Below are 23,808 nucleotides of genomic sequence, written 5' to 3'. Positions count from 1 at the left end.
TACGCCCTCACCCTCGCCCGTCCCGCGGATGCCCTCCGTGCGCCGGCGCGGCCGTGACGCCGTCGTCGAGCAGCAGCGCGGCGACCGCGTCCGGATCCTCGTGCATCGCGTCGTGTCCGGTCGCGAGGGTGTGCACCTGCCACTCGGGGTCGGCCAGGAGCCGGTCGCGGAGTCCGGCGAACGGCGTCCGGTCCTCCCACCCCGAGCAGTGGACGAATTCCCGCCGCGGCACCCGGGCCGGCGCGCCGGTGAGGGGTCGGAATGCCTGCAGGAAGGAGGCCAGGGGGTGGGGGCGGCGGCGGGGATCGCCCCCGGCCGGCGGCCGGACGGCGTAGCCGGTGTCGGCGGCCCCGGCGGCGAATGCCGCCCGGTAGCGCTCGGTCGTCGAGGACCAGCACGACTCACCCTCGCGCGGTACGTAGGCGTCGAGATGCACGAGACGCGAGACCCGGCCGTCGGCGCGGTCCGCGGCGGCGGCGATCACCATCCCGCCGTAGCTGTGGCCGACCAGCGTCGCCGCGCGCGCGTGGGTGCGGTCGAGGAGCCGCAGTACGTCGTCGGCGTGCGTGTCGAGATTGGCGGACGCGACCGTGGCGATGTCGTCGTCCGGGCGGAGGCCGGTCAGGGTCAGGGCGTGAACGGCGTGACCGGCACGCTCCAGCAGCGGAACCACCGCCTCGAACGACCAGGAGCCGTGCCAGCCACCGGGCACCAGGACGAACGTCGCCATGCTCTTCTCCTTCGTCGGGGCCGCTCCACCGGGGCGCGCGCTGCCCGAGGACCGGGGGCGGCCGGGCTCCCCGCGCAGGGCGGGCCCGGCTCCGTACGGGGAAAGTCTCACGGGGGCACGGCGTGGCGTGCCACCGTTACGATGCCAACCGATGCCCCTTCGCCGCCAACCCCGGACAACCGCCGGTACGACGTCACATGTGTGGCCGTCCGGCGGCCGCCACCTCTGGCCGTCCGGCGCGACGAGTGCTGCGCGGACGCACGCGCGCGGACACCTGGTGTACGCGGCCGGGGGCATCCTGTCGGTCCACACCGAGCGCGGCACCTCGATCGTCCCCGCCAACCGGGTCGCCTGGACCCCCGCCGGATTCACGCACCACCACCGCGCCCACGGCGACACCGACATGCGGATCGTCTTTCTCGCACCGTCCCTCGCCCGGAGCCTGCCGGACGGTCCCGCCGTGTTCCTGGTCTCCGGCCTCGCGCGCGAGGTCCTCCTCGCCCTGACCGGCCCCCGCGACCACGACGACGCCACGCCCGGCTACAGCCCCTCCGCGCGCTCCCGCCTCCTCCGCGTCCTCGTCGACGACCTCCGCGAAGCGCGCGAACAGCCCCTGCACCTGCCGGAGCCGCGGGACGACCGGCTACGAGCCGTCGCCCGGCTGCTGTACGAGTCGCCGGGGAGCAACGCCACGCTGGCCGAACTCGGGAGGACGGTCGGCGCCGGCAGCCGAACCCTCAGCCGGCTCTTCCGCGGCGAACTCGGCATGACGTTCTACGAGTGGCGCACCCAACTCCGCGTCCAGCACGCGCTCGTGCTCCTCGCCGAGGGCCATGACACCGTGCGGACCGCCCACGCCTGCGGGTGGGCGAACCCCAGCGGCTTCATCGCGGCGTTCACCGGAGTCGTCGGAACGACCCCGGGCCGCTACCGGACCCGCGGGTCCGCGTCCCCGGTCACCGACGCCTCACCGTAGGCGAGTTCGCTCGCCAGCAGCGCCGCACCCACGACCCCCGCGCGGGGGCCGAGTCCGGACATGACGATCGGTAGATTGCCGGTGGCGAGGGGAAGCGAGCGTTTGTACACGACGCTGCGGATCTCGGCGAGCAGGGGATAGCCGAGTCCGGCCAGACCGCCGCCGATCACGATCATCGACGGGTTCATGAAGCTGACCAGGGTCGCGAGGACCTGCCCGACGCGGTGACCGCCGGCCCGGATCAGGCCGACGCTCGTACCGTCCCCGCCGTTCGCGCACTCCGCGACGTCCACCGGGGTCAGGACGCCACGCTCGGCGAGCCGTTCGGCGAGGGCGGGTGACCGGCCGGACGTCGCGGCCTCGGTGGCGTCCCTGCTCAGCGCCACGCCACCGAAGTACGCCTCCAGGCAACCGGTGTTGCCGCAGGAGCAGAGTGGCCCGTCCGCTTCGAGCTGGACGTGTCCGATGTCGCCTGCGCACCCCTCCGCGCCCCGGTAGATCCGGCCGTGGTGATGCATCCCCGAGCCGATACCACTGCCGATCTTCACGAAGAGCAGATGCTCGACGGCTCTCGCGACCCCGCTGTGCTGCTCCCCGAGGGACATCACGTTCACGTCGTTGTCGACGACGACGGGGCAGGAGTGCGCGCGGGCGAGGGTGTCGCGCACCGGAAAGCGGTTCCAGCCCACCATGATCGGCGGGGACACGGGCACCCCCTCGCGGAAGCTGACCGGTCCCGGCAGGCCGATGCCGATGGCGTCGAGCCGGGTGTAGTGCCCCTGGTCGGCCAGCGCGTACAGGAGTTCGCTGACGCGCCCGAGCACGGCCTGCGGTCCCGAGCGGATGTCCGCCGGCTCCGAGCAGGAGGCCACCGGGGCGAGCGCGCCGTCGGTGATCTCGATGTCGATGGAGCTGGCGCCGAGATCGACGGCGGCGAACCGTACGCCGGGATCGAGCTGGACGAGGGTGGAGCGGCGCCCGCCGCGCGACGCGGCCGGGCCCGCCTCGCGGACCCGCCCGGCGGCGACCATGCGGTCGAGTTCGCCGAGCAGCCGCGGGCGCGGAACCTCCAGCCGGTCCGCGAGTTGGGCGCGGGACAGCGGGCCGTTGTCGCGCAGAAGACTCAGCACGCGGTACTGGATGGTCACGGATTCACTTCCTCTGGACGCCCGGGACAGCTCGGGGAGTTGCCGCGGGGACTCACGGGGCCGGACACCGTATCGCCCGGCAGGACACGTGTGTACGGAGTCCAGGGCGCGGTCGGCTTCCGGCAACTTTTTCACAGAACACCGAAAGTTGTCGCAGCGTTGACGGAACTTCTGGGACGGAACTTACATGACGGAGATCGCACAGTGACGGGCCGGATGGGCGGCTCCCGGAACGCGGCGGAACCCTCACGGTGGAACTCCCGTGTGCAGACGCGGAACTGCCCCGCCGGTGGCACAGCAGCGGGGCAGTTCCGGTCCTCCGTCCGGCCTCAGCCGGTGGCGCCTCCCTTCAGCGCCCGGGCGTCCCGTGCCAGGGCCGTGCCCGCAGCGCCGTTCGGCACCAGGGTGGTGTCGGACGCGGATTCCGCGAACGACTCCAGCACGGCCGCGGCCTGGGCGGTGCGGCCCGCGTCGGCGTGTGCCTCGGCCTGGGTGAGCCGTACGGAGAGCCGCTGCTCACCCTTCGCCGTGATCAGACCGTCGGCCCGCAGCCGGGTGATGAGCGTGCGGACGTCCGCGTAGGAGGTGCGCGTCGTGAACGACACGGTCCTCGTGGTGGTGTTGCCGGCCCGGTCCCGGCCCCTGACCGTCAGCTCGTGGCTGCCGAGCGGCAGCCGCCACAGGTCCAGGGTCTGCCCGGAGGTGACGGGCGTACCGTCCAGCGATGCCGTCGCGGTCGCCCCGCCGGACACCGTGTCCGTCGCCGAGAAGACCGGAGTCAGGCGACCGGAGTCGCCGTAGGCGCCGTTGGCGTCGGCACCGCTCACCGCGACCGTCGGGCCGGTGCGGTCGATCCGTACGGTGAGCGAGCCCACCGCCGACACGTTGCCGCCGTTGTCGGTCGCCCGGTAACGGACGGTCGTGGCGCCCTCGGTGGAGAGGGTGACGGCCGAGTTCGCCGCCAGCCAGGTGGTTCCGCCGTCGACCGAGTACTGACGGCTCGCGACCGTCCCGTTGTCGGTCGCCGAGACGGTGAGCGACACGTTGCCGGTGTACCAGCCCTCGTCACCGTTGGGGCGGGGCGGGTTGAGCGTGGCGGTGACCGCGGGAGCGGTCTTGTCCGCGACACCGGAGCCCTGGAAGGTCAGCGAGTCCAGTTCGACACCGCCGGAGCTGGTGACGAAGACCTCGCCGGACCCCGAAGGGGCGTTGGCCAGTGAGGTGGTGACGGTCTGCCACCCCTCACCGGCCGGTACGGACACGGTGGCGAACGGTTCGGCGTCGGCCGCGCCCCAGCGCAGCGCCAGGGTGCCGGCACCACTGGCACGGGTCTGCACCCCGGTGATCCCGGCGAACGACACCGGGTCGTAGGCGATCCAGTCACCCGCGTCGAAGGAGGTCAGCTTGCGCTGCCCGGACGCCGTGGTGTCGTCCGTGACCGTGACGCCCTCCGAGGAGTCGTAGTGCTCGGCCTGCATGAGGGCCGGGTTGAGCACCACCTGGGCGTCGGTCGTGGCCGCCGGTACGCCGCCCGCGCCCTTGTCCGTGTAGGTGATCCCGAGGACGCCGAAGACGTTCTCGGTGTCTCCGTGGCCCGCGTCGGTCGGGGTCACGACACCGCCCGAGCAGCCGGTGCCGCTGTTGACCGGGTGACCGTGCTGGTTGTGCCCGAGACCGAAGGTCCAGGCAGCCTTGGCGCAGTCCGGCGTGGACCCGTCCTCCGGGTCCTCGACGGCGATGCCGTACGGCACGGAGTCGCCCCAGTTGAAGAACCCGCCGTTGGCCGGGGAGGTGATCCGCAGGGTCGGCGCCGTGTTGCCCACCGTGATCTGACGGCTCGTCAGCCCCGACTTGCCCTGCGGGTCGGTGACCCTCAGCCGGGCCTCGAACTGCCCGTTGTCGGGATACGTGCGGCTCGCGGTGGGCCCGGTGGCGTCGAAGGTGCCGTCGCCGTCGAGGTCCCACTGGTAGGTGAGCCCACCGCTCTCCGGGTCGCTGGAGCCGGTGGCGTCGAAGGTGACCGCCAGCGGAGCCTGACCGGACGTGCGGTCGGCCTTGATCACCGCGGTGGGCGCCTTGTTGCCCTCGGCGTAGTCGATCCGGTAGAGGCCCGCGTCGGGATTCTGCCGGAAGAAGCCGTCACCGTAGTCGAGGACGTAGAGGGCCCCGTCCGGGCCGAACTCCAGGTCCATCGGGTTGTCCCACGGCGGGATGCCGTTCTGTGAACGCTCGCTGTTGGGAAGGAAGTTCTCCAGAGCGCTCACGGGGCCGTCCGGCCCGTCGAGTGTGAGGGCGGCGACGTAGTCCTGGGAGAACTCGCCGAAGAACGCCTTGCCGTCCCAGTACTCCGGGAACTTGCCCGGCGCGGGGTTGTCCGCGTCGTAGTGGTAGACCGGACCGCCCATCGGGGCCTGGCCGCCGGGGCCGCCCGGACCGCGGAAGGCGGTCAGCTCGGGCCACGGCTGGTCGGTGTCCTTGTCGCCGTACCAGAGCGTGGCCGGCGTGGCCGCGGGCAGCGTGGTCAGACCGGTGTTCCAGCGGGAGTCGTTGACCGGCGCCGAGCAGTCGAAGGCGGCACCGGGCGTGAGGGTGGCGTAGTCGAAGTCCCGGTACGGCTTGGTGTTGTCACCCGTGCAGTACGGCCACCCGCTGTTCATCGCCTTGGTCGTGGTCTGCCACTCGACGTACCCCATCGGCCCGCGGTTCGGGTCGGCGGTTCCGGCGTCGGGGCCGTAGTCGCCCCACATCACGGCGTTCGTCTCGGGGTCCACCGCGAGGCGGTAGGGGTTGCGCAGGCCCATCACGAAGATCTCGGGGCGGGTCTTGGCCGTACCCGGCGGGAAGAGGTTCCCCTCCGGAACGGTGTAACTCCCGTCCTCCTGGACGTGGATGCGCAGGATCTTGCCCCGCAGGTCGTTGGTGTTGCCCGAGCCGCGGCGCTCGTCGAGCCCCGGGTTGTAGCCGGCCGCGTCGTTGATCGGGTTGTAGCCGTTGACGTTCGGGCCCGACGCCGGAGTGTTGCCGCCGGTCGAGAGGTAGAGGTTCCCGTCGCCGTCGAAGTCCACGTCACCGGCGACGTGGCAGCACTGGCCGCGGTTGGTGTCGACCCGGATGATCTCCTGCGCGGAGGAGAGGTCGAGGCTGTCGCCGGTCCACTTGAAGCGGGTCAGGGTGTCGTACCCCTCCCACTGCTTCCAGTACGAGTCGTCCTGACCGGCGGTCAGCTGGAGCGGTGCGGAGCCGGCCGGGGTGTTCAGCGGCGGCGAGTAGTACAGGTACACCCACTTGTTGGTGGCGAAGTCCGGGTCGAGCGTGACCGTCTGCAACCCCATCTCGGAGTTCTGGTACACGTCGACGTGGTTGACGACCTTCGTGACACCGGTGCCGGGGTCGGTGAGCCGCAGATCGCCGTTGCGGGCGGTGTGCAGGACCCGGCTGTCGGGGAGTACGGCGAGGTCGATCGGCTCGCCGACCTCCTTGGTCAGGGTGGCCTTCTCGTAGTTCGACCAGTCCAGGGCGTGTTCGTGGTCCGGGTGGGCCTGGGCGGCGGGCGCCAGGGCCACACAGCCCAGTGCGGGCATGGCCACGAGCAGGGCCCCCGTGATCAGGCGCCTCAGGGTGCGGTGCACGGTGATGTCTCCTTGATCGCTGGCGGTAAGGAGCGGGCACGGAGGCGCCCCGCACGGGGACGCCTCCTTCGTGTGGCGCTTGTCAGCCGAGGAGCGTCTTGAGCGCCGAGAAGCTGCGCTCCGCCGCACCGAACGAACCCGGCGTCGCGGGAAGGGTGTTGGGGGCGGTGTCCTGCTCCCAGATGCCGAGGTGCGCGTTGCGCGCCCCGATGTCGCGGACGAACTTCTGGTACGGGAGGTCACCGGCGCCGAACTCGACGATGTCGTAGCCGTTGGCGCTCGACGCGTTCGCGTCCCCGTCCTTCATGTGGAACAGCGGGTAGCGGTAGGGCTGGTCGCGCACGTAGGCGGCGGGGTCGAATCCGGGCCAGCGGTACTGGCCCACGTACGCCCAGTAGATGTCCAGCTCCAGATAGACGTGGCGCGGGTCGGTGTTCTTGAGGAACACGTCGTACAGCCGGACCGACGGCTGGTCGGTCGCGAACGCGAACTCGCCCGAGTGGTTGTGCTGGTACAGCTTCAGGCCGCGGGCGGTCGCCGCGGCGCCCCAGACGTTGAACTCGTCGGCGGCGGCGCGGTAGGCCGCGACGGTGTTGGTGTTCGAGGGAGCGTTGGCGGTACCCACGTGCGGCATGCCGAGGATCTCCGCGGCGTCCAGCTCGGCCTGGATGTTGGAGCGCAGGTTGCCGATGCCGACATGGCTGCCGACGGCGCGCAGTCCGTGGTCGTCGAGAATGGTCCGGATCTCCGGGAGGGTGATCTGTCTGCCCAGGATGGACGTGGACTGGGTGTACCCGGCGAACTCGATCTCCTTGTAGCCGATCCGCGCCAGCTCGGCGAGGACGACGGCGAAGCCGAGCGAGCTCACCTTGTCGCGGACGCTGTAGAGCTGGACCCCGATGCGGTCCTTGGGGATGGGCAGCGTGCTCGTCGCGGCGGCGGCGGAGGTGGCGGTGGCGGCCCCGGTGACGGAGGCGGCGGCGAGGGCCACGGTGGTGCCGACGGTGGCGCGCAGGAAATCCCGGCGGTCGAAGGACTTGTGAAGATGACTCACGTTCACTCCTGTGAATGAGGAGAGGAGAATACGGATCGGGCGCACGGCCGGGCAGCAGGGCGGCGGTGCGCACCACGACGGCTGATCCGCGGACTCCGGAACCGGTGGAACGCGCTCCGGAGGGGGGCCGGCGAACGCGACGGGAGCCGTCGCGCGATGCGGGGAGGTACGGCGACGGGAGCCGCCACGCGATGCTGAGAAGTGCGGCGACGGGGGGATGGTCCGTCGTCATTGGCCGGGCGTCGGCGGGCGAGCCGCCGACGGTGCTCCTCGGCGTCAGAGGGAGGACTTGCCCGCTTCGTGGGCGTCCGCCCGCGCGGCCGCGGCACGGGCGGCGGCCTTCTCGGAGAGAGAGGCGGCCCGGTCCTCGGGCGCGGCCTCCCTGGCCGAGCGGGAGAACGACGGGGCCGCGGCCCCGGTCTCCCCGGTGACGGTGCCGCGCACGCGCGCCAGCTCGCCCACCACGAGGACCGGGTTGTTGCCCGTCGCGGTGAGACCGCCGCGCACGATCGCGTTGTCGAGGACCGCGGTCGCGGTGTTGTCGGTGACCGCCAGGTCGCCGCCGAAGTACGAGGCTCCGGCGCACGATCCGAGCAGCCCCTCACCCCCGAGCTGCAGGGCGTCGGCGTTGCCCGTGTACTTCGCGGCCCCGTACACCTCGCTCGCGCAGAACACACCGCCGAGGGTGTTCCCGTTCACGGTGAGCGCGCCCTTGACGGTGGAGTCGTACACGTCGCTGTACTGGTTGCCGTCACCGGTCAGCGCGGCGGACAGGGTACTGCCGGACACGTACAGCTCGCCCGCGTTGGTGGAGACGTTCCCGCCGAGGGTGGAGTCCACCGCGTACACGAATCCCCCGGTCGCGGTCACCGCCTTGACGTTGGCGTTCTCCAGGTGCGTGCCGAAGGCGGAACTGGCGGTCAGCGCACCCTTGACGGTGGTGTTCGTGAGGTCGAGATAGGCGTTCTCCCCCACGGTGACCGTGCTGTTGAAGGTGGCACCCGCGGCCACGAGGTCGGCCCCGGCCTCGACCGTCACCGTGCCCTTGACCTTCGTGCCGGTGAGGGTGCAGGACTTCCCGGCCGGAACGACCAGGTCGTTGGTGACGGTCACGGCGCCGCCGTCACCGACACAGGTGGTGTAGAGCGCTGCCTGGGCGGAGCCGGCGAAAGCCACCAGGCTTCCGGATGCCACCAGAGAGGCCGTGGCGATGAACGTACGAATCTTCATGTCGCTTCCCTTCCGCTGCGTTCACGGCAGAGTCGGTGACCCGGCCGGTGTGCCGTGCTTCGACGGTGTGCTGAGACGGTTCGCGAGCGGCTGCCGAAGCAGCGGTCGCGCGGCGCGGTGCCTCGTGACGGGCGGCGGTGGCCCGGCCATGGGGGGAGAGACGTGGAACGGCTCGTGAGTGAGAAGACGGCTTCGGAGTGACGCCGACTGGCTGCGGCGTTACAGGGACGAAACCTGTTCGATGGGCCGAGAGACTAGGACGCGGCGCGGAGGACTGTCCAGAGGTTCGGTACGAATCTGCTGAACTTTCTGCAGATTCATCAAAAGCTGGGAGAGGACCGAGAAAAGGTCGTGACGGCACCAGCTGTCCCAGGGGCATCAGGGGTGCCGGGGGCCGGTGACGGATCGGAGGCCCGCTCGTTCGCGCTCGCGAAGGTGCTCAGCTCCGGGTCGGGGGCGGCGGGCTCCGTGCGGCGGCGGGAGCCGCCCGGCCGGCCGCTGCCGTGTGCCCCCGTATCGGCGGTGACCCGGCGGAGGCCGTGATTCGGGCGCCTGCATGCCGCTGCGCCCAGCCCCGACGGGGGCTGGGCGCAGCGGCACACTCCGCGGTGGAACCCGAAGACCGGCCCGCCCCGCGGCCCGGTACGGGCGACACGGTGAGGTTGCCCGGTAGCAACGGCGAAGATCGCCGGGGGGCGGTACCCGGTACGTCCGTACGGACACACGGGACCGGTAACCGGGACCGGTACCCGGTACGTCCGTACGGACACCGCCTACGGGCGGCCGCCGCCCGGCTGCTCCGCGGTCCCCTGCCCCTCGATGTAGCGCCGCAGCGCCTGGCCCGCCTCACGCACATGACCCCGTATGTGCCGTTCCGCGGCGGCCGGGTCGCCCTTCCTGATCGCTTCCACGATCGCCCGGTGCTCGTCGAGGGCGACCGGCAGCCGGCCCGGGGCCTGGGCGGAGAGGCGGTTGCCCAGGCGCACCTGGGCGACGAGGTTCTCCGCGATGGGGATCAGCCGCCGACTGCCCGATCCCTCCCAGATCAGGCGGTGGAACGCGAGGTCCAACTCCCCGTACTCCTGGAGGTCTTCGGCGTCGACGGCCTCGCGCTGCTCGGCCAGCAACCGGTCCAGCTCCGAGGCGACCAGCTCGTGGTCGTGCGAGGAGGCCGCCCTGCGCGCGGCGATCCCGTCGACGGCTTCCCGCAGTTCGTACAGCTCCAGCAGGTCGTCGGTGCTGGCCTCGGGAACGAAGTAGCCGCGGTGCGGGACGGCGACGAGGAAGCCCTCGCGTTCGAGCGCGGCGAGGGCTGCCTTGATGGGGGTGGGGCTGAGGCCGAGTTGCTCGGTCAGCGGGCGGACGGTGACGCGGGAGCCCGGGGTGAGGGAACCGTCGAGGATCGCGGCCCGCAGATGGTCGTAGGCGGCGTTCAGCAGGGTGTGGCGCGGGACGGTCATGGTCGCGGGGCCCCCTTTTCTCCGTGAAGGCGTCGGCACCGACGGCGCTGTCCGTGCCCGAGGTGGTTGCGGCGCGTCAGTGGAGTCTGCGCTCGTACCAGCGGGACAGTACCGTCAGCGGAAGGCAGATGACGAAGAAGACGGCAAGTACGGAGCCGAGGATCGGTACGGCGTGGGACGACCCCCCGGAGAGTGTGAGGCGTTCGATGGAGCGCTGGGACGCTTCGAGGATGTCGAGCAGGCCGATGACGGCGGCCAGCGAGGTCTGCTGGACGAGGTTGACGACGAGACCGATCGTTGGGGGAATCGCTCGCCGGGCCGCCTGGGGCAGCAGGACGTGGCGCATGCGCCCGGGCCAGGGGAAGCCGAGCGCCGCCGCCGCCTCGGCCTGCCCGTGGGGCACCGACTGGACGGCTCCGCGCACGATTTCAGCCATGTTGGCGCTGCCCCACAAGGACAGGCCGATGGCGGCGGCGGCGAAGGTGTCCACCCGTACACCGATGATGGGCAGGACGAAGAAGATGAAGTACAGGATGATGATGATCGGCAGGCCCCGCCATATTTCGACGTAGGCCCGGACCACGGCGCGCACCGGCCTGACGGGCAGGGTGAGAGCGGCCCCGAGCGGCACGCCGGCCAGCAGGCCGGCGACCACGCAGACCAGGGCCAGCAGGGCGGTTTCGCGCAGGCCTTCGGCGAGGTAGTCGGCCACGGGCCCGACCCACGGGGGCATCAGTGTCCTCCTGATACGGCGAAGCGGCGCTCGACGGCCCCGGCGCCCAGTGACATGAGCCAGACCAGTCCCAGGTAGATGACGCCGATGGCGAGGAACATCTCGAACACCCGGAAGGTGACGGCGACTTGGTTGACGGCGGTCTGGGTGAGCTCCGGGTAGCTGATCGCGACCATGAACGACGAGTTCTTGAAGACCGAGACGAGAGTGTTGGTGACGGAGGGGAGCGCGGTGCGGGAACCGAGAGGGAGGCTGACGTGGCGGAAGGCGGCCGGGCGGGAGAAGCCGAGGGCCCGGCACGCCTCGACGTAGCCGCCTTCGACGGCCTCGAAGCCGGCGCGGAAGTTCTCCACGTTGTAGGCGCCGCCCCACAACAGCAGGGACAGCCAGCCGACGGTGAACCCGTCGAGCTGGAGCCCTGTTTCGGGCAGTGCGAAGTAGAGGAAGAAGATCTGCACCAGCAGGGGCGTGTTGCGGAACAACTCCACGTAGACCGTGATCAGTTGTCGGGCCACCGGCACGCGCAGCGCGCTGACCGCGCCGAACAGCACCCCGACGACCAGGGAGCCGGCCATGCCGATGGAGCTGATCGCCAGCGTCCGCAGCAGGCCGAGGCCGAGATCGTCGAGGTGGTGGAGGAGGAAGTTCGGATCGAAGTGGTAACCGGATGCGTCGGGCATGCTCAGCACGTCAGGGTGGAGCCGGTCGGGTAGGTCAGGTTGCTGCCCGGCCGGGGCACGTACGCCGCGAACTGCTTCTGCACCGAGGGGTCGGTGACGGTCTTCCGGAACTCGGTCCAGAGGAAGTCGGTCTCCTGCATGTGTGCCAGCGCGCCGTTGATCCAGGCCAGCATCCCGGCGTCGCCCTTGCGGACGCCCATGCCCCAGGGGCTGCCCGCCTTGGCGTCGCCGACGACCTTGAGCTTCGGATTCTTCGCCGCGAGGTCGAGCAGCAGGGCGTCGTCCTGGGCGAACGCCACGCCGCGCTTCTGGTTGAGCGCGGTCAGCGCCTGGCTGGTCTGGGTGAACAGGGTCTGCTTGGCGTCCTTCTCGCACTGGGTCAGCCAGAGGCTCGCGGTGGCACCGGTGGTGGAGATGACCGGCTTCCCGGCCAGCTGGTCGAAGGAGGTGATCGGGGAGTCCTTGGGCACCAGCAGCTTCACACCGCTCTGGAAGTAGGGCGAGGAGAAGTCGATGGTCTGTGCGCGTTCCTCGGTGTAGTTCATCGTCGCTTCGATCAGGTCGATGCGCTTGGAGGTCAGGAACGACACCCGGTTGGACCCGGTCACGCAGGTCAGGCTGAGCGCGTCGCGGTCGCCGAACGCGTAGGAGGCCAGCTGATGGGCGATCTCGATCTCGAAGCCCGCGTTCTTCGACGACTCGTCGATGTATCCGAACGGCGGGTAGTCGCACTTGACGCCGACGGTCAGCTTCCCCCTGCTCTTCACCTCGGCGGGCAAGGGCGCCCCCACGTCCACGGGCTTGCCGGCGGCTGCCCCCGAACCGCCCGAACCACCGGGCGTGTCCGACCCCTCGGACGAGGAGGAGCAGCCGACGGCGAGGGCCAGGACCATCGCCGTACCGAGGGCCGTGCCGATTGTCGATCTCATGATCCAACTTCCTTCATGCCCGCTCGGGCGGGCTGTCCGAGAACCTTGCGCAGGAATTGGCGGGTACGTTCGTTCCGGGGCCGGTCCAGCACATCGGCCGGGCGGCCCTGCTCCGCGATCACGCCGCCGTCGACGAACACCAGACGGTGACCGAGTTCACGGGCGAAGCCCATCTCATGGGTGACGCAGAGCATCGTCATCCCTGAGCGGGCGAGATCGCGCATCACGTCGAGGACCTCGCTGACCAGCTCCGGGTCGAGTGCGGAGGTCACCTCGTCGAACAACATCACGTGCGGGTCCATCATCAACGCGCGGGCGATGGCCACCCGTTGCTGCTGGCCACCCGACAGCTTCCTCGGGTACGCACCGGCCTTGGCCTCCAGCCCGACGCGGGCCAGCAACGCCTCGGCCCGTTCCCGCGCCTCGTCCTTCGGCATCCGCAGCAGCCTGCGCGGCGCCAGGGTGAGGTTGTCGACGACGGACAGGTGCGGGAAGAGGTTGAACTGCTGGAACACCATGCCGATGCGCCGGCGCACCACATTCAGGTCGACGCCGGGACCGGTCAGGTCCTCGCCCTCCAGCAGCACCTGACCGGAGGTCACCGGCTCCAGCAGGTTGACGCAGCGCAACAGGGTGCTCTTGCCCCCGCCGGAGGGACCGATGACGGCGACCACCTCGCCGCGGGCCACCGTCAGGTCGACGCCCTTGAGCACCTCGACGTCGCCGTACGCCTTGTGCACCCCGCGCAGCTCCACCATCGGCCGCGGCGTACCGGTGGGGGCCGGGGCGAGTGGGCCGTGGCTGCCCGGGGACTCCGTCATCGCGCTGCCCCGGGGGCCCAGGGCGTGCCGTCCGCGCCGGACGGGGCGGACGCCTCCGGCGGGAGGTCCGCGTCGCGCGCCAGCCGGGGCGGCTCACCGACGCGCAGGGTGCCGGGGTACTTCAGCGCACTGCCGGTGTTGAGGACCAGGACCTCCTCGTCGCCGTCGAGCCACTTGTCGGCGCGCAGCCGCCGCACCGCCGCCAGCGTCGCCGCACCCTCCGGGCACATCAGAAGACCGTCGGAGACGGCGCAGGCGGCCTGTTCCCGGAGGATGTCCTCGTCGTCGACGGCGATCGCCGTGCCGTTGCTGTCCCGGAGCGCGGACAGGATGAGGAAGTCGCCCAGCGCGCTCGCGACGTTGATGCCGAACGCGGCGGTGCGCGCCTGGTCCGACGGCCAGGGTTCGGCGGTCTCGGCCCCCGACTCGAAGGCCCGCACGATCGGGGCGCAGCCGCTGGACTGCACGGCCACGAACCGGGGCAGCCGTCCGGTGATCCAGCCCAGCGCGGTCAGTTCGTCGAGCGCCTTGCGGATACCGATCAGGCCGACGCCGCCGCCGGTCGGGTAGACCACGACGTCCGGTACCCGCCAGCCGAACTGCTCGGCGATCTCCAGGCCCATCGTCTTCTTGCCCTCGATGCGGTACGGCTCCCGCAGCGTCGCGGCGTTGAACCAGCCGTCCCGTACCGCCTGTCCGGCGATGCGGCCGGCGTCCCCGATCAGGCCGTCCACGACGTACACCCGGGCTCCGGCCGCCAGGGACTCCTTGCGGGTGACCTCCGGGGCGTCCTCCGGCATCACCACCAGACACTCCATGCCGGCCCGCGCGGCATAGGTGGCCCAGGCCGCGCCGGCGTTGCCGTTGGTCGGCAGAGCGAGCCGCCGCAGGCCCAGTTCACGCGCCCGGGAGACACCGACCGCGGCGCCGCGCGCCTTGAAACTGCCGGTCGGCAGCGCTCCCTCGTCCTTGGCCAGCAGACCCGGCACACCGATCGCCCGGCCGTATCCGGCGAGCGGCACGATCGGTGTCCAGCCCTCGCCGAGGGCGACCACATGGGCGCGATCGCGTACCGGCAGCAGCTCCCGGTACCGCCACAGGTCCGTGTCGCGCGACGCGATGTCCTCGGGCCGGACCGAGGCCCGCACCCGGTCCAGGTCGTAGCGTACGAGCAGCGGCGCACCGCACCGGCACACGTTCTGCGGAACGTCCGCGTCGTACCGTTCGGCGCACCGCCCGCACTCCAGGTGGGTCAGGGCGCTGGTCCATGTTCCGTCGTCGGGACGCAACCGTGTCTTCCTCTCCGTCCGATGGGGACGATCGCCGGTGGGGGAGGGCGGAACCCGCCCCCACCGGGGCGGTCTACTTTCCGAGGCGCCGGAACTGGTCGGCGGTGAGCTCCGTGGACGGCCCGTGGTAAGCGGCGTTGAAGAGCATCCGCTGCTCGGACCTGTTCCAGGTGCGGAACCCGATCTCGTTGCCGAAGGTGACGAGGTAGCCGTCGCCGATCGTCCAGGACAGCCCGTTGACCGCCGCGTCCAGGTGCTCCCCGCCGATCAGCCAGCCGCTCTGCAACTGCTCACCGCTGTCGGGGTACTTGGCGACCACCTCGACCGGGTAGGTGCTGGTGCTGGTCAGCCGGTACGCGTCGTTGGACACGAACCACACCGGGTTCTTCTCCGGCACGCCCCAGGCGGCCGGGTTCTCCGTGTCGAACTCCTGGCTCAGCAGCGCCCCCGGGCAGTAGAAGTCCGAGGAGGAACCGCCGGGCAGGGCCGAGGAGATGGGCAGGTCGAAGAGCGACTTCGCGGTGGCGGTGCCGCTCCCGAAGCTGACCAGCGTGCCGCCGCCGGTCACGAAGTCGTGCAACTGGCTCCAGCCGGTCGTGCCCACGCCGAACGCCCACGCCCACTCCGGCGGGTACTTCGTGGAGCTGAGGCCGTTGACGATGGAGTTCTTGCTGACTCCGTCCGGCATGACGATGGCGTCGAACCTGCCGGCGAGGTCGGCGTAGTCGTCCGCCTCCACGACGGAGTAGTTCACCCCGTACTGGTCGAACACCCACATCAGCCAGCCGGACGGCATGTTGTCCGGGGGCTTGAGCAGGCCGATCTTCGTCCCCGGCTTCAGCCGGAAGCCGGCCACGGACGGCACCTCGCCGAGGGTGGACACCGGGATGCCGGTGCTCTTCGAACCGGAGTCCAGGATCTTCCGGGCCCGCTCGGACGGCGGGACGAGGAAGGTCCCGGCGGGGTAGGCGCGACCGCCGTCGGTGAACCCGGAGGCGGCGCGGAAGGTGGGGATGTCCTGCTTCTGCAGCTCGGAGACGATCCGGAACACCCCGTAGGACTCCGGACCGATCGCGTACGCCCCGGTGGCCGGCGGCCTGGACGGCGCGGTGACCACCGGGGGCTTGACCGCGCTCAGCAGCCTGGTGTCGGCGGAGAACTCCGCGGTGATCAGATCGGCCTCGAAGCCGAGCAGCATGGGCAGGGTCTGCGCGGTGGTGTCGTACGGCCGCTGCGGCGGGCCGCCGGGGTACTGGAGCAGTTGCGGGTACTCCTGCACCTCCAGCAGCGTCTTGGCGAACCCGGCGTACGGCTGTTGCAGGTGGATGACGTAGGACCCGGCGGGGTACCGCTTGCCGTCGGCGGTGAAGGCGGCCCGCGCCTGGTGGATCTCCACCGCGCCGAGGTGGAAGATCTCCAGCGCGTCGAGGACCGCCTGCGGGTCGCGCTGCCCGGCCGGGATCACGTAGGCGTACGGACTGGTCCCGGTCACCGCCTTGAGGCCGACACGGTAGGAGTTGTACAGCCAGTTGTAGGTGTCGTACGCGACCGCCTCCAGGCCCGAGTAGAAGGCCTGGGAGACCCAGTCGATGATGTTGCGCAGCGTCCAGGTGTCGGAGTCGTACGGCTCGATGAAGTTGATGTCGGTGGTCTGCTGGCCGAGCGGCCCCTTGCCCACCTGGGGGTAGGCGAGGTTGGAGGCGGCCGCCGCCTCGGTGAGGATGCGCGCCGAGCCGTGGTAGACGCAGTACTGCCGGGACGGGGACCAGTAGTCGTACGTCGATCCCCAGCCGTTGCCCTTCATGCCGGCGACGGTCATGCCCCGCTGCATCGCCAGGCCCACCGTGTTGGTCTGCTGGACCAGGATGGGGTCGATGTTGGGGTCGTACGGGGACAGGTACGGCGGCGTGAACAGCCGCGGAGCACCGGCTCCGGCGCCGTGCGAGTCCTGGAAGACATGGGGCCGGTACTTGTTCAGGATCGAGACGTTGTGCCTGCTCTCGACCTGGGTCAGCATGATCCAGTCACGGTTGTCGTCGTGGCCGGTGTACTTGTTGTAGAGGTCGGGGTAGGTGCGCGCGTAGGCGGTGCCGGCCGTCTCGGCGAAGTAGTCGTTGACGAGGACGATGCCGTCCGGGTTCTGGCACGGCTGCAGCAGGATGACGAGGTTGTCGAGGATCCTCTCGATGTAGTCGGACTCCTCGGTGGCCAGCCGGTGGGCCCATTCGATGGCGGCCTGGGAGTTGCCGACCTCGGTCGAGTGGATGCCCGCCTGCACGAAGTAGAACGGCTTGCTCTCGGTGGCGAGTTTCTTCGCCTCGTCCTCGGACAGTCCCCGGGGGTCGGCCAGCCGGGCGTTGGCGGCGACCAGTTCGTCGAGCCGGTCGAGGTTCTTCGGCGAGCTGATGGTCAGCAGGACGTACGGGTAGCCCCGGGTCGTCTTGCCGATCTCCTCGAAGCGCACCCGGTCGCTGCGGGCCCCGATGAGCTCGAAGTACGGGACCATCCTGTCCCATTGGGCCAGGTAGCCCTCGGTTCCGATCGCCGTTCCGAAGTACTCCTCCGGGGTCGGGATCGGCCCCTTCTTCTGCGTCCCGGCGGACGGCCGGTCATGGCCGCCACCGGTCGCGGGCGCCGCGGAGGCGGTGCCCGGGTGGATCAGGGCCGCGGTGGCGCCGGCTGCCGCGGTGCCCCGGAGGAGCGCTCGGCGGGACAGTCTTGAGCCTTCACTGCTGGTCATCTACCGACATCGCCTTTCACGGTCCGGCAGGGGGCCGGACCGCTGTTCGTCGCGAAGCCGCGGTGGGGCGACTCCGCTGCTCTCTGCGGGGGTGACGTGCAACGCCGCGGGGGAGTGCGGCGCCTCGACGGCTGTCACCACACCCGGGTGCTGTGCGCTGCTGTGGTGCCGTGCGCTGCTGTCGGGCAGGCCCACGTGATCCGCGTGGGCCCCGACTCCGGGCGTGAGTGCCTTGTCATGCTCTTGCCTTGCGTTGTCGTGCCCACGCAATGTGCCAGCCGGCGTCGGGCCGGGGCAACGATTCAATACTGGATTTAATATCAAAAGAACAATGCTGAAACACTTGGCCGTGGTGGTGGCGGTGTGGGCTTGACGTGAGCAACTGGGCGACGTCGAGTGTCAGTTGAGGAGATGCGCAGATGAGAGTCGGGTGACGGTCGCAGGGCGCGGCGGAGAGTTGCGCCTGCGTCGATGCGAAACACGACACGCGGGAGTCCCGCGGCCGGCCGGAGTTCCGCGTCCCGAGGGGTGACCCGGGAGGCCCGCGCGGCGGCAGAGCGGCGCGGCGGCACGCCAACACGCCGGTGCGGCGGCACCGTTCGAGGTCGAGGCTCACTTCCCCGCGCGGACGTCCCGGGCGGTGCCTACAGCGGGCGCCGGCCGGTGAGCTCCTGCCACTGCGTCCGGGCGTCGTCGAGCGCGGCGCGGGCACGCGGGAGCCTGGGATCGGCGCGGTGGCGGGCGCGCGTCTCCTCCAGCCGCTCCCGCGCCGCCTCCACCGGACCGGTCGCCTCCTGGGCCTCGCGCAGCGCGGCTTCGAGGGCGGCGATGTCACTGTCGCGCGTCTCGCGCGAACGGTGCGCCGCCACAGCGGCGTTGTGGAGTCGCACGCTGAACTCGCGCACCGTGTCCTCCGGAAACTCCTCGCCCTCGTAGCGCTCCATGCGCTTCTGTCCGTCCGGGTGCGTGAGATAGACGTAGGACACGTGCTCGGCGCGGGCGAGCTCGAACCCGACGTGCAGGCCGGCCAGCGGCAGCTCGTCCTCGGAGACGACGACCGAGTGCTCGTACAGCGTGATCGGGCCCAGCTGATGGACCCGGTCACCGCGGTCCGGTGCGCGCCGCTGTTCCAGTTCGGCCTCGGCCTGGTGCACCCGCCGCCGATGGGCGGCCTCCGCCCGCTTCACCCTGGTCCACGCCCGCCACGTCTCACGACGAGCGGCGCTCCGCAACGTGCGTACGGCACCGCGGGCGTCGTCCAGGGCTCGCCGCTCCTTCCGGTACGCCTCGTGAAACGCGTGCGCCCACCGGCCCGGGTAGCGAAGGAGCCGCCAGGCCGTCCCGGCCGCGACCAGAACCACCGGCGCGACCACCCACCACAAGACGCTCACGTGCTCCCCCTTCGCCGCACCACGGCACTGCCGTCGACGAAACCAATAGCGGGGAGTGTGGAGGCACGTCAACTCACCTTCTCCCTCGACGTATTGTGCGGCGCGCGTGGTTCAGGGCATTTGGCGTGGAACATGCGGAAATAGGAACAGAGTCCGTCCCGAAGCGAATCCGCGCTCGTGGCGGAACAGCGCGCATCGCGGATCGCCTGCCACGACTTCACCGGCCTGCTGGAAGGCGGGATGCCGATGCCGTGCGGACTGTCTTCCCTCGGCATGGGCCCCGGCGGACTCGTGCAGTGTCCGGCCGGCGATCGTGGGAGCCCAGGAGGCGAGGGACGCCGAACGTCCGCCGAATCAAGTGCTGCTAGCTTCGTGCCCGTGATCGTATATCCGCTGTGGCATGTCGGCCACCAGAACGAAGCCGGCGACGACGGCTCGACCGTGCACGTCGATGAGAGTGGCGTGTTCTGCGACGAGTCGGACGGCGACGACGTCAAGCTGCTCGGTATCTACTCGACCCTCGAACGGGCGGAGGAGCGCGTGCGCCGGGCTCGACTGCTTCCGGGCTTCCGTGATGAACCGGAGTGCTTCTACTTCGGCCCCTGCGAGCTCGACGAGGACGGTTGGGCGGAGGGCTTCGTACGAATCCCGCCGGGCGAGTAGGCCCTGGGGAGGATCCGGCTGCGGCCGCAGCCGCTCGGCGCGGCCGCGCCGCACGGCCGCGCCGCACGGCCGCGCCGCACGGCCGCGCCGAGCGGCGCGGGAGGGCCCGTTCCTCCGAACGGGCCCTCCCGGTCGTGCGGTTGAAGGCGGTCAGACGCGGTCCGCCGCGATCAGCAGGTACTGGAACGAGCCGTCCTTGTACGAGTTGATGAACGCCTCCTCGATCCCCGTGACCAGCGAGGACGTGGCCCGCAGTTCCCAGTAGGGCAGCGTGTCGGGGGTGAGGTCGACGACGGCCGTGGGCACGAGGCGGTTGTCGGCCATGGCGCGCAGGTACTCGCGGCGCGAGTGGATGTTGCACTCGAAGTGCGCGTTGATCTGCGAGACCCACTTCGAGGGCTGGCCGTACCGCGGGTTCCAGCAGCCGGTGATGGTCACGTACCGGCCGCCGACCTTGAGGACGCGGGAGTGCTCGGCGAAGAGGTCCTCGAGGTCCACGTACATGCTCGACTCGTTGTTCCACGAGCCCGCGGCCGACCCGGTCTCGAAGGGGGTGGCGAGCATGTTGCAGACACGGGCGCGGACATGGTCCTGGATGCCGAGTTCACCGGCCCGGCCGTTGGCGAACTCCGCCTGCTTCGCCGAGAGCGTGACGCCTTCGACCGTGCAGCCGAAGCGCTGGTGCGCCATCACCATCGAGCCGCCCCGGCCGCAGCCCGCGTCCACCAGGGTGTCGTCCCGTCCGATGTCGCCGAGGTGCCCCAGGAGGTACTCGGCCTGCGCCGACTCCAGGCGGTGGAGTTCGGCGATGAGCTTCTTCTCGCTCTCGCTGTCCTCGGGGCTGCCGAGGGCCGCGTGGTCCACGTCGCCGATGCCGTAGTGGTGGTGGTACAGGCCGTCGACATCGCCGAGGCGCAGGTTCACGGGCCTGGCCTCCCCGTCCCAGTAGCGGGCGATGTCCCCCTGGTAGGGCGTCGCCGGACCGGCCGTCGCCGGCCGGGGGATGCGCAGGGAGGCGGGGGCGGCGGTGAGTTCGGTGTGGGTCACTGATGAATCCGTTCTTTACCAGAAATCGGGCAGGCGGTAGCGGAAGGTGTTGGACCGGTGCCAGTAGTGGTTGCCGTCGACCCAAGCGGCCACGCCCCGCAGGAAGCGCTGGACTTGGGGAGCGGGACAGGCCTCGGCCAGGGCCGCGGCCTCCGCCTCGAAGTCGTGCATGAGGTCGTTGTGAACCTCGACCGCCTTCAGATAGGCGTCCCGCTCGGAGAGGCCCTCGCGTTCGGCGATCACCACCGGCAGGTTCAAGTGCAGGCCGGGGGAGTCGAGTTCCTTCATGTAGGAGTACAGGTCGTTCACGATGGTCGTCGCGTTCCCGGCGAGCGCGATGACCTTCTGCATGTCGGCCCGGGCGTGCAGGTCCGCCGGAAGTTCGTAGCCGCCGACGGTGTCGGTGATCGTCGGACAGGGGCGGAAGTTGTTGAACTGGCGCATCGCCAGGTACTCCCACACCTCCGGTACGCGGCCTTCCTGCGACCAGGCCGCTTCGGCGAGGTACCCCAGGTGCAGCCGGGCCATGTCGTGCCGGAGCCGGTCCGCCTGGGACGCGCCGGCCGCCCGTGCGAAGTACTCCATGGCGGAGTGGTACGCGCGCCGCGGCGCGTCCGCACGGAGCGACTCGGCCCACTGCGGCTGGTACTCCGCGGTCGTGTACAGGGGATCGAGGGCGGTGTGCGCCAGTAGAAGGCGTTCTCCGAGACCGATGGGCGAGCCGCCGTGGTCCTCGCAGTAGCAGTCGTCCACCGCGTTCTCGGCCACCATCAGGCGGGTGGCCAGCATCAGGTGGTCGACGGTGGGCGCGTCCGGATGGCAGGCGACCATGTAACGGCCCACGGAGAATCCGTCGAACTCCTCCTCCCAGTCGTCGGGAAACAGGCTGACCTCGTCGACCGCCCAGTCCTTGATCCGCCGGCTGACCTCCTCCACCCGTACCGGATCGGGCTCGGGCACCGGGTGGTAGTAGAGCCCCGGTACGGGCGTGCCCTCCGCCGAGTCCACAGCCGCCTCCGCCAACGTTTCTGCAGGCGAACGCAGGGGTGAGGGCACGGGCGCCGGCAGAGATGAGGGCGGCGGCAGCGGCGTCGGCGGTGCTTCCCGCAGGACCAGGCGGAGCCCCGCCGTGCCCAGGCCGCTGGGGCCGCGCAGGAGGCGCTCCAGACCCGCGTCCTGCGTCGGCGCCTTGGCCTCCACGGCGCCGAGGTCGGTGGTCGGGGCGGGTACGGCGATCGCGGGCGGGTGGTCGGGCGCGAGAACCGCAGGCGGGGCGGGAGCGGGGACCGCCGCGGGCGGCTCGGGTACGGAGACCGCGTCGGGCGGGCCGCCGGTGGCGGCCGTGATGTCGTGGGCGCGGGCCGCGGCGGCGGCGAGTACGTGCGCCCCGAAGTGGGCGGCGGCCTCTGGCAGGCTCGACCGTGGTGGTGGCAGCTCGGGCGCTGGCATCCATGGCTCCTTGATGGGATGGGAGGCTCTCCGAAAGCCCTCCGGGGCACACGCGGCCGCCCCGGAGGGTCACAGGGCACGTCGTCGCGCCGGGCCGCCCCCTCTTCTTCCCGGGCGGCCCGCTACGGGACAGCCCCTACCTGGGCCAGTGGGCGATCTGCACGTTCTCCAGCACGCCGACCGCGTCCGGCACGAGGATCGCGGCGGAGTAGTACGTACTGACGAGGTAGGAGGTGATCGCCTTCTCGTCGAGCCCCATGAAGCGCACCGACAGGCCCGGCTCGTACTCGTCCGGCAGCCCGGTCTGGTGCAGGCCGATGACGCCCTGGTTCGCCTCACCGGTACGCATGCAGAGGATCGAGCTGGTCTTCTCCGGCGTGACCGGGATCTTGTTGCAGGGCAGGATCGGGACTCCGCGCCAGGCAGGCACCTGCTGGCCGCCGAGGTCGACGTGGTCCGGGTAGATACCTCGCGCGTTGAACCCGCGCCCGATCGCCGCGATCGTCCGGGGGTGTGCGAGGAAGAACTTGGAACCGCGGCGACGGCAGAGCAGTTCGTCCAGGTCGTCCGGGGTCGGCGGGCCGGCGTGCGGCTGAAGGCGCTGCTTGAAGTCGGCGTTGTGGAGCAGGCCGAACTCCCGGTTGTTGATCAGCTCGTGTTCCTGACGCTCTCTCAATGCCTCGATGGTCAGCCGGAGTTGTTCCTTGGTCTGATTCATCGGGCCGTTGTAGAGATCGGCGACCCTGGTGTGGACCCGCAGAATGGTCTGGGCGACCGAGAGTTCGTACTCGCGCGGCTTCAACTCGTAGTCCACGAAGGCGCCGGGCAGCTCCTGCTCGCCGACGTGACCGGCGGACATCGCGATCTCCGCCTCGCCGCGGTGGTTCTGCTGCCGGCCCGAGAGCGACGAGAACGCCTCGACGTGGGCGCGGAGACTCGGCGCCCCGGAGAGCACATGCGCGAAGTCGGCGCGCGACAGGGTGAGCAGCGTGCCCGAGGTCTCGGCGGTGGCGGTCTGCTCCCACCGGGCGTCCTCGTCGAGCAGGGCGTCCTCCCCGAACCGGTCGCCGTCGGCGAGGACGTCGAGATCCACCTCGTCGCCGTAGCTGCCCACGGAGGTCTGGCTGACGCGGCCGTGGGCGATCAGGTGGATCCGGTCCGCCGGCGCCCCGCGCTCGACCAGCGTCTCACCGGCACGGAAGTCGCGCTGTTCGCAGCGGTCGGCGAGAGCGGTCAGCACCTCCACGTCGTCGAAGCCCCGCAGCAGCGCCAGTTCACCGAGCTCCCTGGGGATCACCCGGACATCGGCGCCGTCCTGGACGAACTCGATGGTCCCGTCGCCGACGGTGTAGGACAGACGACGGTTCACCCGGTACGCGCCGCCCTGGGTCTCCACCCAGGGGAGCATGCGCAGCAGCCACCGGGAGGTGATCTCCTGCATCTGCGGGGCGGACTTGGCCGTGTGGGCGAGGTTGCGGGCGGCGGCCGTGCCCAGACTGGACTGCCGGGGCAGCTCCAGTTGCTCGTCCGGGCTGGAGTCAACAGTCATCGTGCACGCTCTCCGTGGTCAGGGCGGTGACGCGGACATACGGACGCCACCGGGCAACTGGAGGAAAAGGGGTTATGTGAACGGAAACCCGTCCAGACGCCGAGGACACTAACGGCCGCTCCGCCTCCCGGACCAAGGGAAGCCGTCGACATTAACTCGATACGATGATCGCGGGCCGCAGGATGTTTGCACGGGCGCAGAGGCGATTCGTCCGCGATGGGCCGTGGTGCGACTGCCGTACACGCACGGCGAGGCCGCAACCTCGCGGCTGCGGCCTCGCGTTACTTCTA

The 23,808-nt window shown here is 70.7% G+C and carries 18 protein-coding genes; 2 read left to right on the top strand and 16 right to left on the bottom strand.

The features are described 5' to 3' along the window. Positions 1–7: 7 nt before the first annotated feature. Positions 8–730 carry an alpha/beta fold hydrolase gene (locus ACWCWD_RS16970; RefSeq protein ID WP_450773591.1) on the bottom strand — a complete coding sequence of 241 codons (723 nt, stop codon included), beginning with the start codon at positions 728–730 and terminating at the stop codon, positions 8–10. Positions 731–1,007: 277 nt separating this feature from the next. Between ACWCWD_RS16970 and ACWCWD_RS16965 the strand changes: the two genes are divergently transcribed. Then, complete coding sequence (locus tag ACWCWD_RS16965; protein ID WP_450773590.1) at positions 1,008–1,706, top strand: helix-turn-helix domain-containing protein; 699 nt, start codon at positions 1,008–1,010, stop codon at positions 1,704–1,706. Here the strand turns inward: ACWCWD_RS16965 and ACWCWD_RS16960 are convergent. From ACWCWD_RS16960 to ACWCWD_RS16905, 12 genes are all read right to left on the bottom strand, one after another. Then, positions 1,658–2,854 carry an ROK family transcriptional regulator gene (locus ACWCWD_RS16960; RefSeq protein ID WP_450773589.1) on the bottom strand — a complete coding sequence of 399 codons (1,197 nt, stop codon included), beginning with the start codon at positions 2,852–2,854 and terminating at the stop codon, positions 1,658–1,660. The genes ACWCWD_RS16965 and ACWCWD_RS16960 overlap by 49 nt on opposite strands. 329 nt (positions 2,855–3,183) lie before the next feature. Next, entirely contained in the window at positions 3,184–6,483 is a 3,300-nt protein-coding gene (locus ACWCWD_RS16955; protein WP_450773588.1) for a PQQ-dependent sugar dehydrogenase, read from the bottom strand. 82 nt (positions 6,484–6,565) lie between these two features. Next, positions 6,566–7,537 (bottom strand): sugar phosphate isomerase/epimerase family protein, encoded by a 972-nt coding sequence (locus ACWCWD_RS16950; RefSeq protein WP_450773587.1) that lies wholly within the window; start codon positions 7,535–7,537, stop codon positions 6,566–6,568. A 276-nt stretch (positions 7,538–7,813) separates the two neighbouring features. Then, positions 7,814–8,767: a hypothetical protein gene (locus ACWCWD_RS16945; RefSeq protein ID WP_450773586.1), complete on the bottom strand. Its 954-nt coding sequence runs from the start codon at positions 8,765–8,767 to the stop codon at positions 7,814–7,816. 773 nt (positions 8,768–9,540) lie between these two features. Next, positions 9,541–10,227: a GntR family transcriptional regulator gene (locus ACWCWD_RS16940; RefSeq protein ID WP_450773585.1), complete on the bottom strand. Its 687-nt coding sequence runs from the start codon at positions 10,225–10,227 to the stop codon at positions 9,541–9,543. A 76-nt stretch (positions 10,228–10,303) separates the two neighbouring features. Further along, positions 10,304–10,960, bottom strand: coding sequence for an amino acid ABC transporter permease (locus tag ACWCWD_RS16935; RefSeq protein WP_450773584.1), 657 nt, complete (start codon positions 10,958–10,960; stop codon positions 10,304–10,306). Next, positions 10,960–11,640 carry an amino acid ABC transporter permease gene (locus ACWCWD_RS16930; RefSeq protein WP_450773583.1) on the bottom strand — a complete coding sequence of 227 codons (681 nt, stop codon included), beginning with the start codon at positions 11,638–11,640 and terminating at the stop codon, positions 10,960–10,962. The genes ACWCWD_RS16935 and ACWCWD_RS16930 overlap by 1 nt, the downstream gene beginning before the upstream one ends. A gap of 2 nt (positions 11,641–11,642) precedes the next feature. Then, complete coding sequence (locus ACWCWD_RS16925) at positions 11,643–12,569, bottom strand: transporter substrate-binding domain-containing protein (protein WP_450773582.1); 927 nt, start codon at positions 12,567–12,569, stop codon at positions 11,643–11,645. Continuing rightward, positions 12,566–13,390: an amino acid ABC transporter ATP-binding protein gene (locus ACWCWD_RS16920; protein WP_450773581.1), complete on the bottom strand. Its 825-nt coding sequence runs from the start codon at positions 13,388–13,390 to the stop codon at positions 12,566–12,568. Before ACWCWD_RS16920 ends, ACWCWD_RS16925 begins: the two co-directional genes overlap by 4 nt. After that, positions 13,387–14,679, bottom strand: a complete 1,293-nt coding sequence (locus tag ACWCWD_RS16915) for a threonine synthase (RefSeq protein WP_450773580.1) — start codon at positions 14,677–14,679, stop codon at positions 13,387–13,389. Before ACWCWD_RS16915 ends, ACWCWD_RS16920 begins: the two co-directional genes overlap by 4 nt. 73 nt (positions 14,680–14,752) lie before the next feature. Continuing rightward, the gene (locus ACWCWD_RS16910; protein WP_450773579.1) at positions 14,753–17,419 is read right to left on the bottom strand and encodes a M14 family zinc carboxypeptidase; all 2,667 of its coding nucleotides are present in this window, start codon (positions 17,417–17,419) and stop codon (positions 14,753–14,755) included. A 644-nt stretch (positions 17,420–18,063) separates the two neighbouring features. Then, positions 18,064–18,810 (bottom strand): hypothetical protein, encoded by a 747-nt coding sequence (locus tag ACWCWD_RS16905; RefSeq protein WP_450773578.1) that lies wholly within the window; start codon positions 18,808–18,810, stop codon positions 18,064–18,066. Positions 18,811–19,188: 378 nt separating this feature from the next. On the opposite strand from ACWCWD_RS16905, the gene ACWCWD_RS16900 reads away from it, so the two are divergent. Then, complete coding sequence (locus ACWCWD_RS16900) at positions 19,189–19,473, top strand: DUF7336 domain-containing protein (protein ID WP_450773577.1); 285 nt, start codon at positions 19,189–19,191, stop codon at positions 19,471–19,473. Between the two features lie 150 nt (positions 19,474–19,623). On the opposite strand, the gene ACWCWD_RS16895 is transcribed toward ACWCWD_RS16900, so the two are convergent. From ACWCWD_RS16895 to ACWCWD_RS16885, 3 genes are all read right to left on the bottom strand, one after another. Continuing rightward, positions 19,624–20,520 carry a geranyl diphosphate 2-C-methyltransferase gene (locus ACWCWD_RS16895; RefSeq protein ID WP_450773576.1) on the bottom strand — a complete coding sequence of 299 codons (897 nt, stop codon included), beginning with the start codon at positions 20,518–20,520 and terminating at the stop codon, positions 19,624–19,626. Between the two features lie 15 nt (positions 20,521–20,535). Next, positions 20,536–21,969 (bottom strand): family 2 encapsulin nanocompartment cargo protein terpene cyclase, encoded by a 1,434-nt coding sequence (locus ACWCWD_RS16890; RefSeq protein ID WP_450773575.1) that lies wholly within the window; start codon positions 21,967–21,969, stop codon positions 20,536–20,538. 136 nt (positions 21,970–22,105) lie between these two features. Next, a complete protein-coding gene (locus ACWCWD_RS16885) occupies positions 22,106–23,518 on the bottom strand; it encodes a family 2B encapsulin nanocompartment shell protein (protein WP_450773574.1) in 1,413 nt (470 codons plus the stop codon). Positions 23,519–23,808 lie beyond the last annotated feature (290 nt).

Source organism: Streptomyces sp. NPDC001493 (assembly GCF_053597235.1).
Note: the sequence above shows the minus strand (reverse complement) of the source record. Positions and strands in the feature narration are given on the sequence as shown.

Bases quoted from the DNA above. Each gene is read 5' to 3' on its own strand.
- ACWCWD_RS16970 (WP_450773591.1), bottom strand. From the start codon at position 730: ATGGCGACGTTCGTCCTGGTGCCCGGTGGCTGGCACGGCTCCTGGTCG.
- ACWCWD_RS16945 (WP_450773586.1), bottom strand. From the start codon at position 8,767: ATGAAGATTCGTACGTTCATCGCCACGGCCTCTCTGGTGGCATCCGGA.
- ACWCWD_RS16940 (WP_450773585.1), bottom strand. From the start codon at position 10,227: ATGACCGTCCCGCGCCACACCCTGCTGAACGCCGCCTACGACCATCTG.
- ACWCWD_RS16935 (WP_450773584.1), bottom strand. From the start codon at position 10,960: ATGCCCCCGTGGGTCGGGCCCGTGGCCGACTACCTCGCCGAAGGCCTG.
- ACWCWD_RS16930 (WP_450773583.1), bottom strand. From the start codon at position 11,640: ATGCCCGACGCATCCGGTTACCACTTCGATCCGAACTTCCTCCTCCAC.
- ACWCWD_RS16925 (WP_450773582.1), bottom strand. From the start codon at position 12,569: ATGAGATCGACAATCGGCACGGCCCTCGGTACGGCGATGGTCCTGGCC.
- ACWCWD_RS16920 (WP_450773581.1), bottom strand. From the start codon at position 13,390: ATGACGGAGTCCCCGGGCAGCCACGGCCCACTCGCCCCGGCCCCCACC.
- ACWCWD_RS16910 (WP_450773579.1), bottom strand. From the start codon at position 17,419: ATGACCAGCAGTGAAGGCTCAAGACTGTCCCGCCGAGCGCTCCTCCGG.
- ACWCWD_RS16890 (WP_450773575.1), bottom strand. From the start codon at position 21,969: ATGCCAGCGCCCGAGCTGCCACCACCACGGTCGAGCCTGCCAGAGGCC.
- ACWCWD_RS16885 (WP_450773574.1), bottom strand. From the start codon at position 23,518: ATGACTGTTGACTCCAGCCCGGACGAGCAACTGGAGCTGCCCCGGCAG.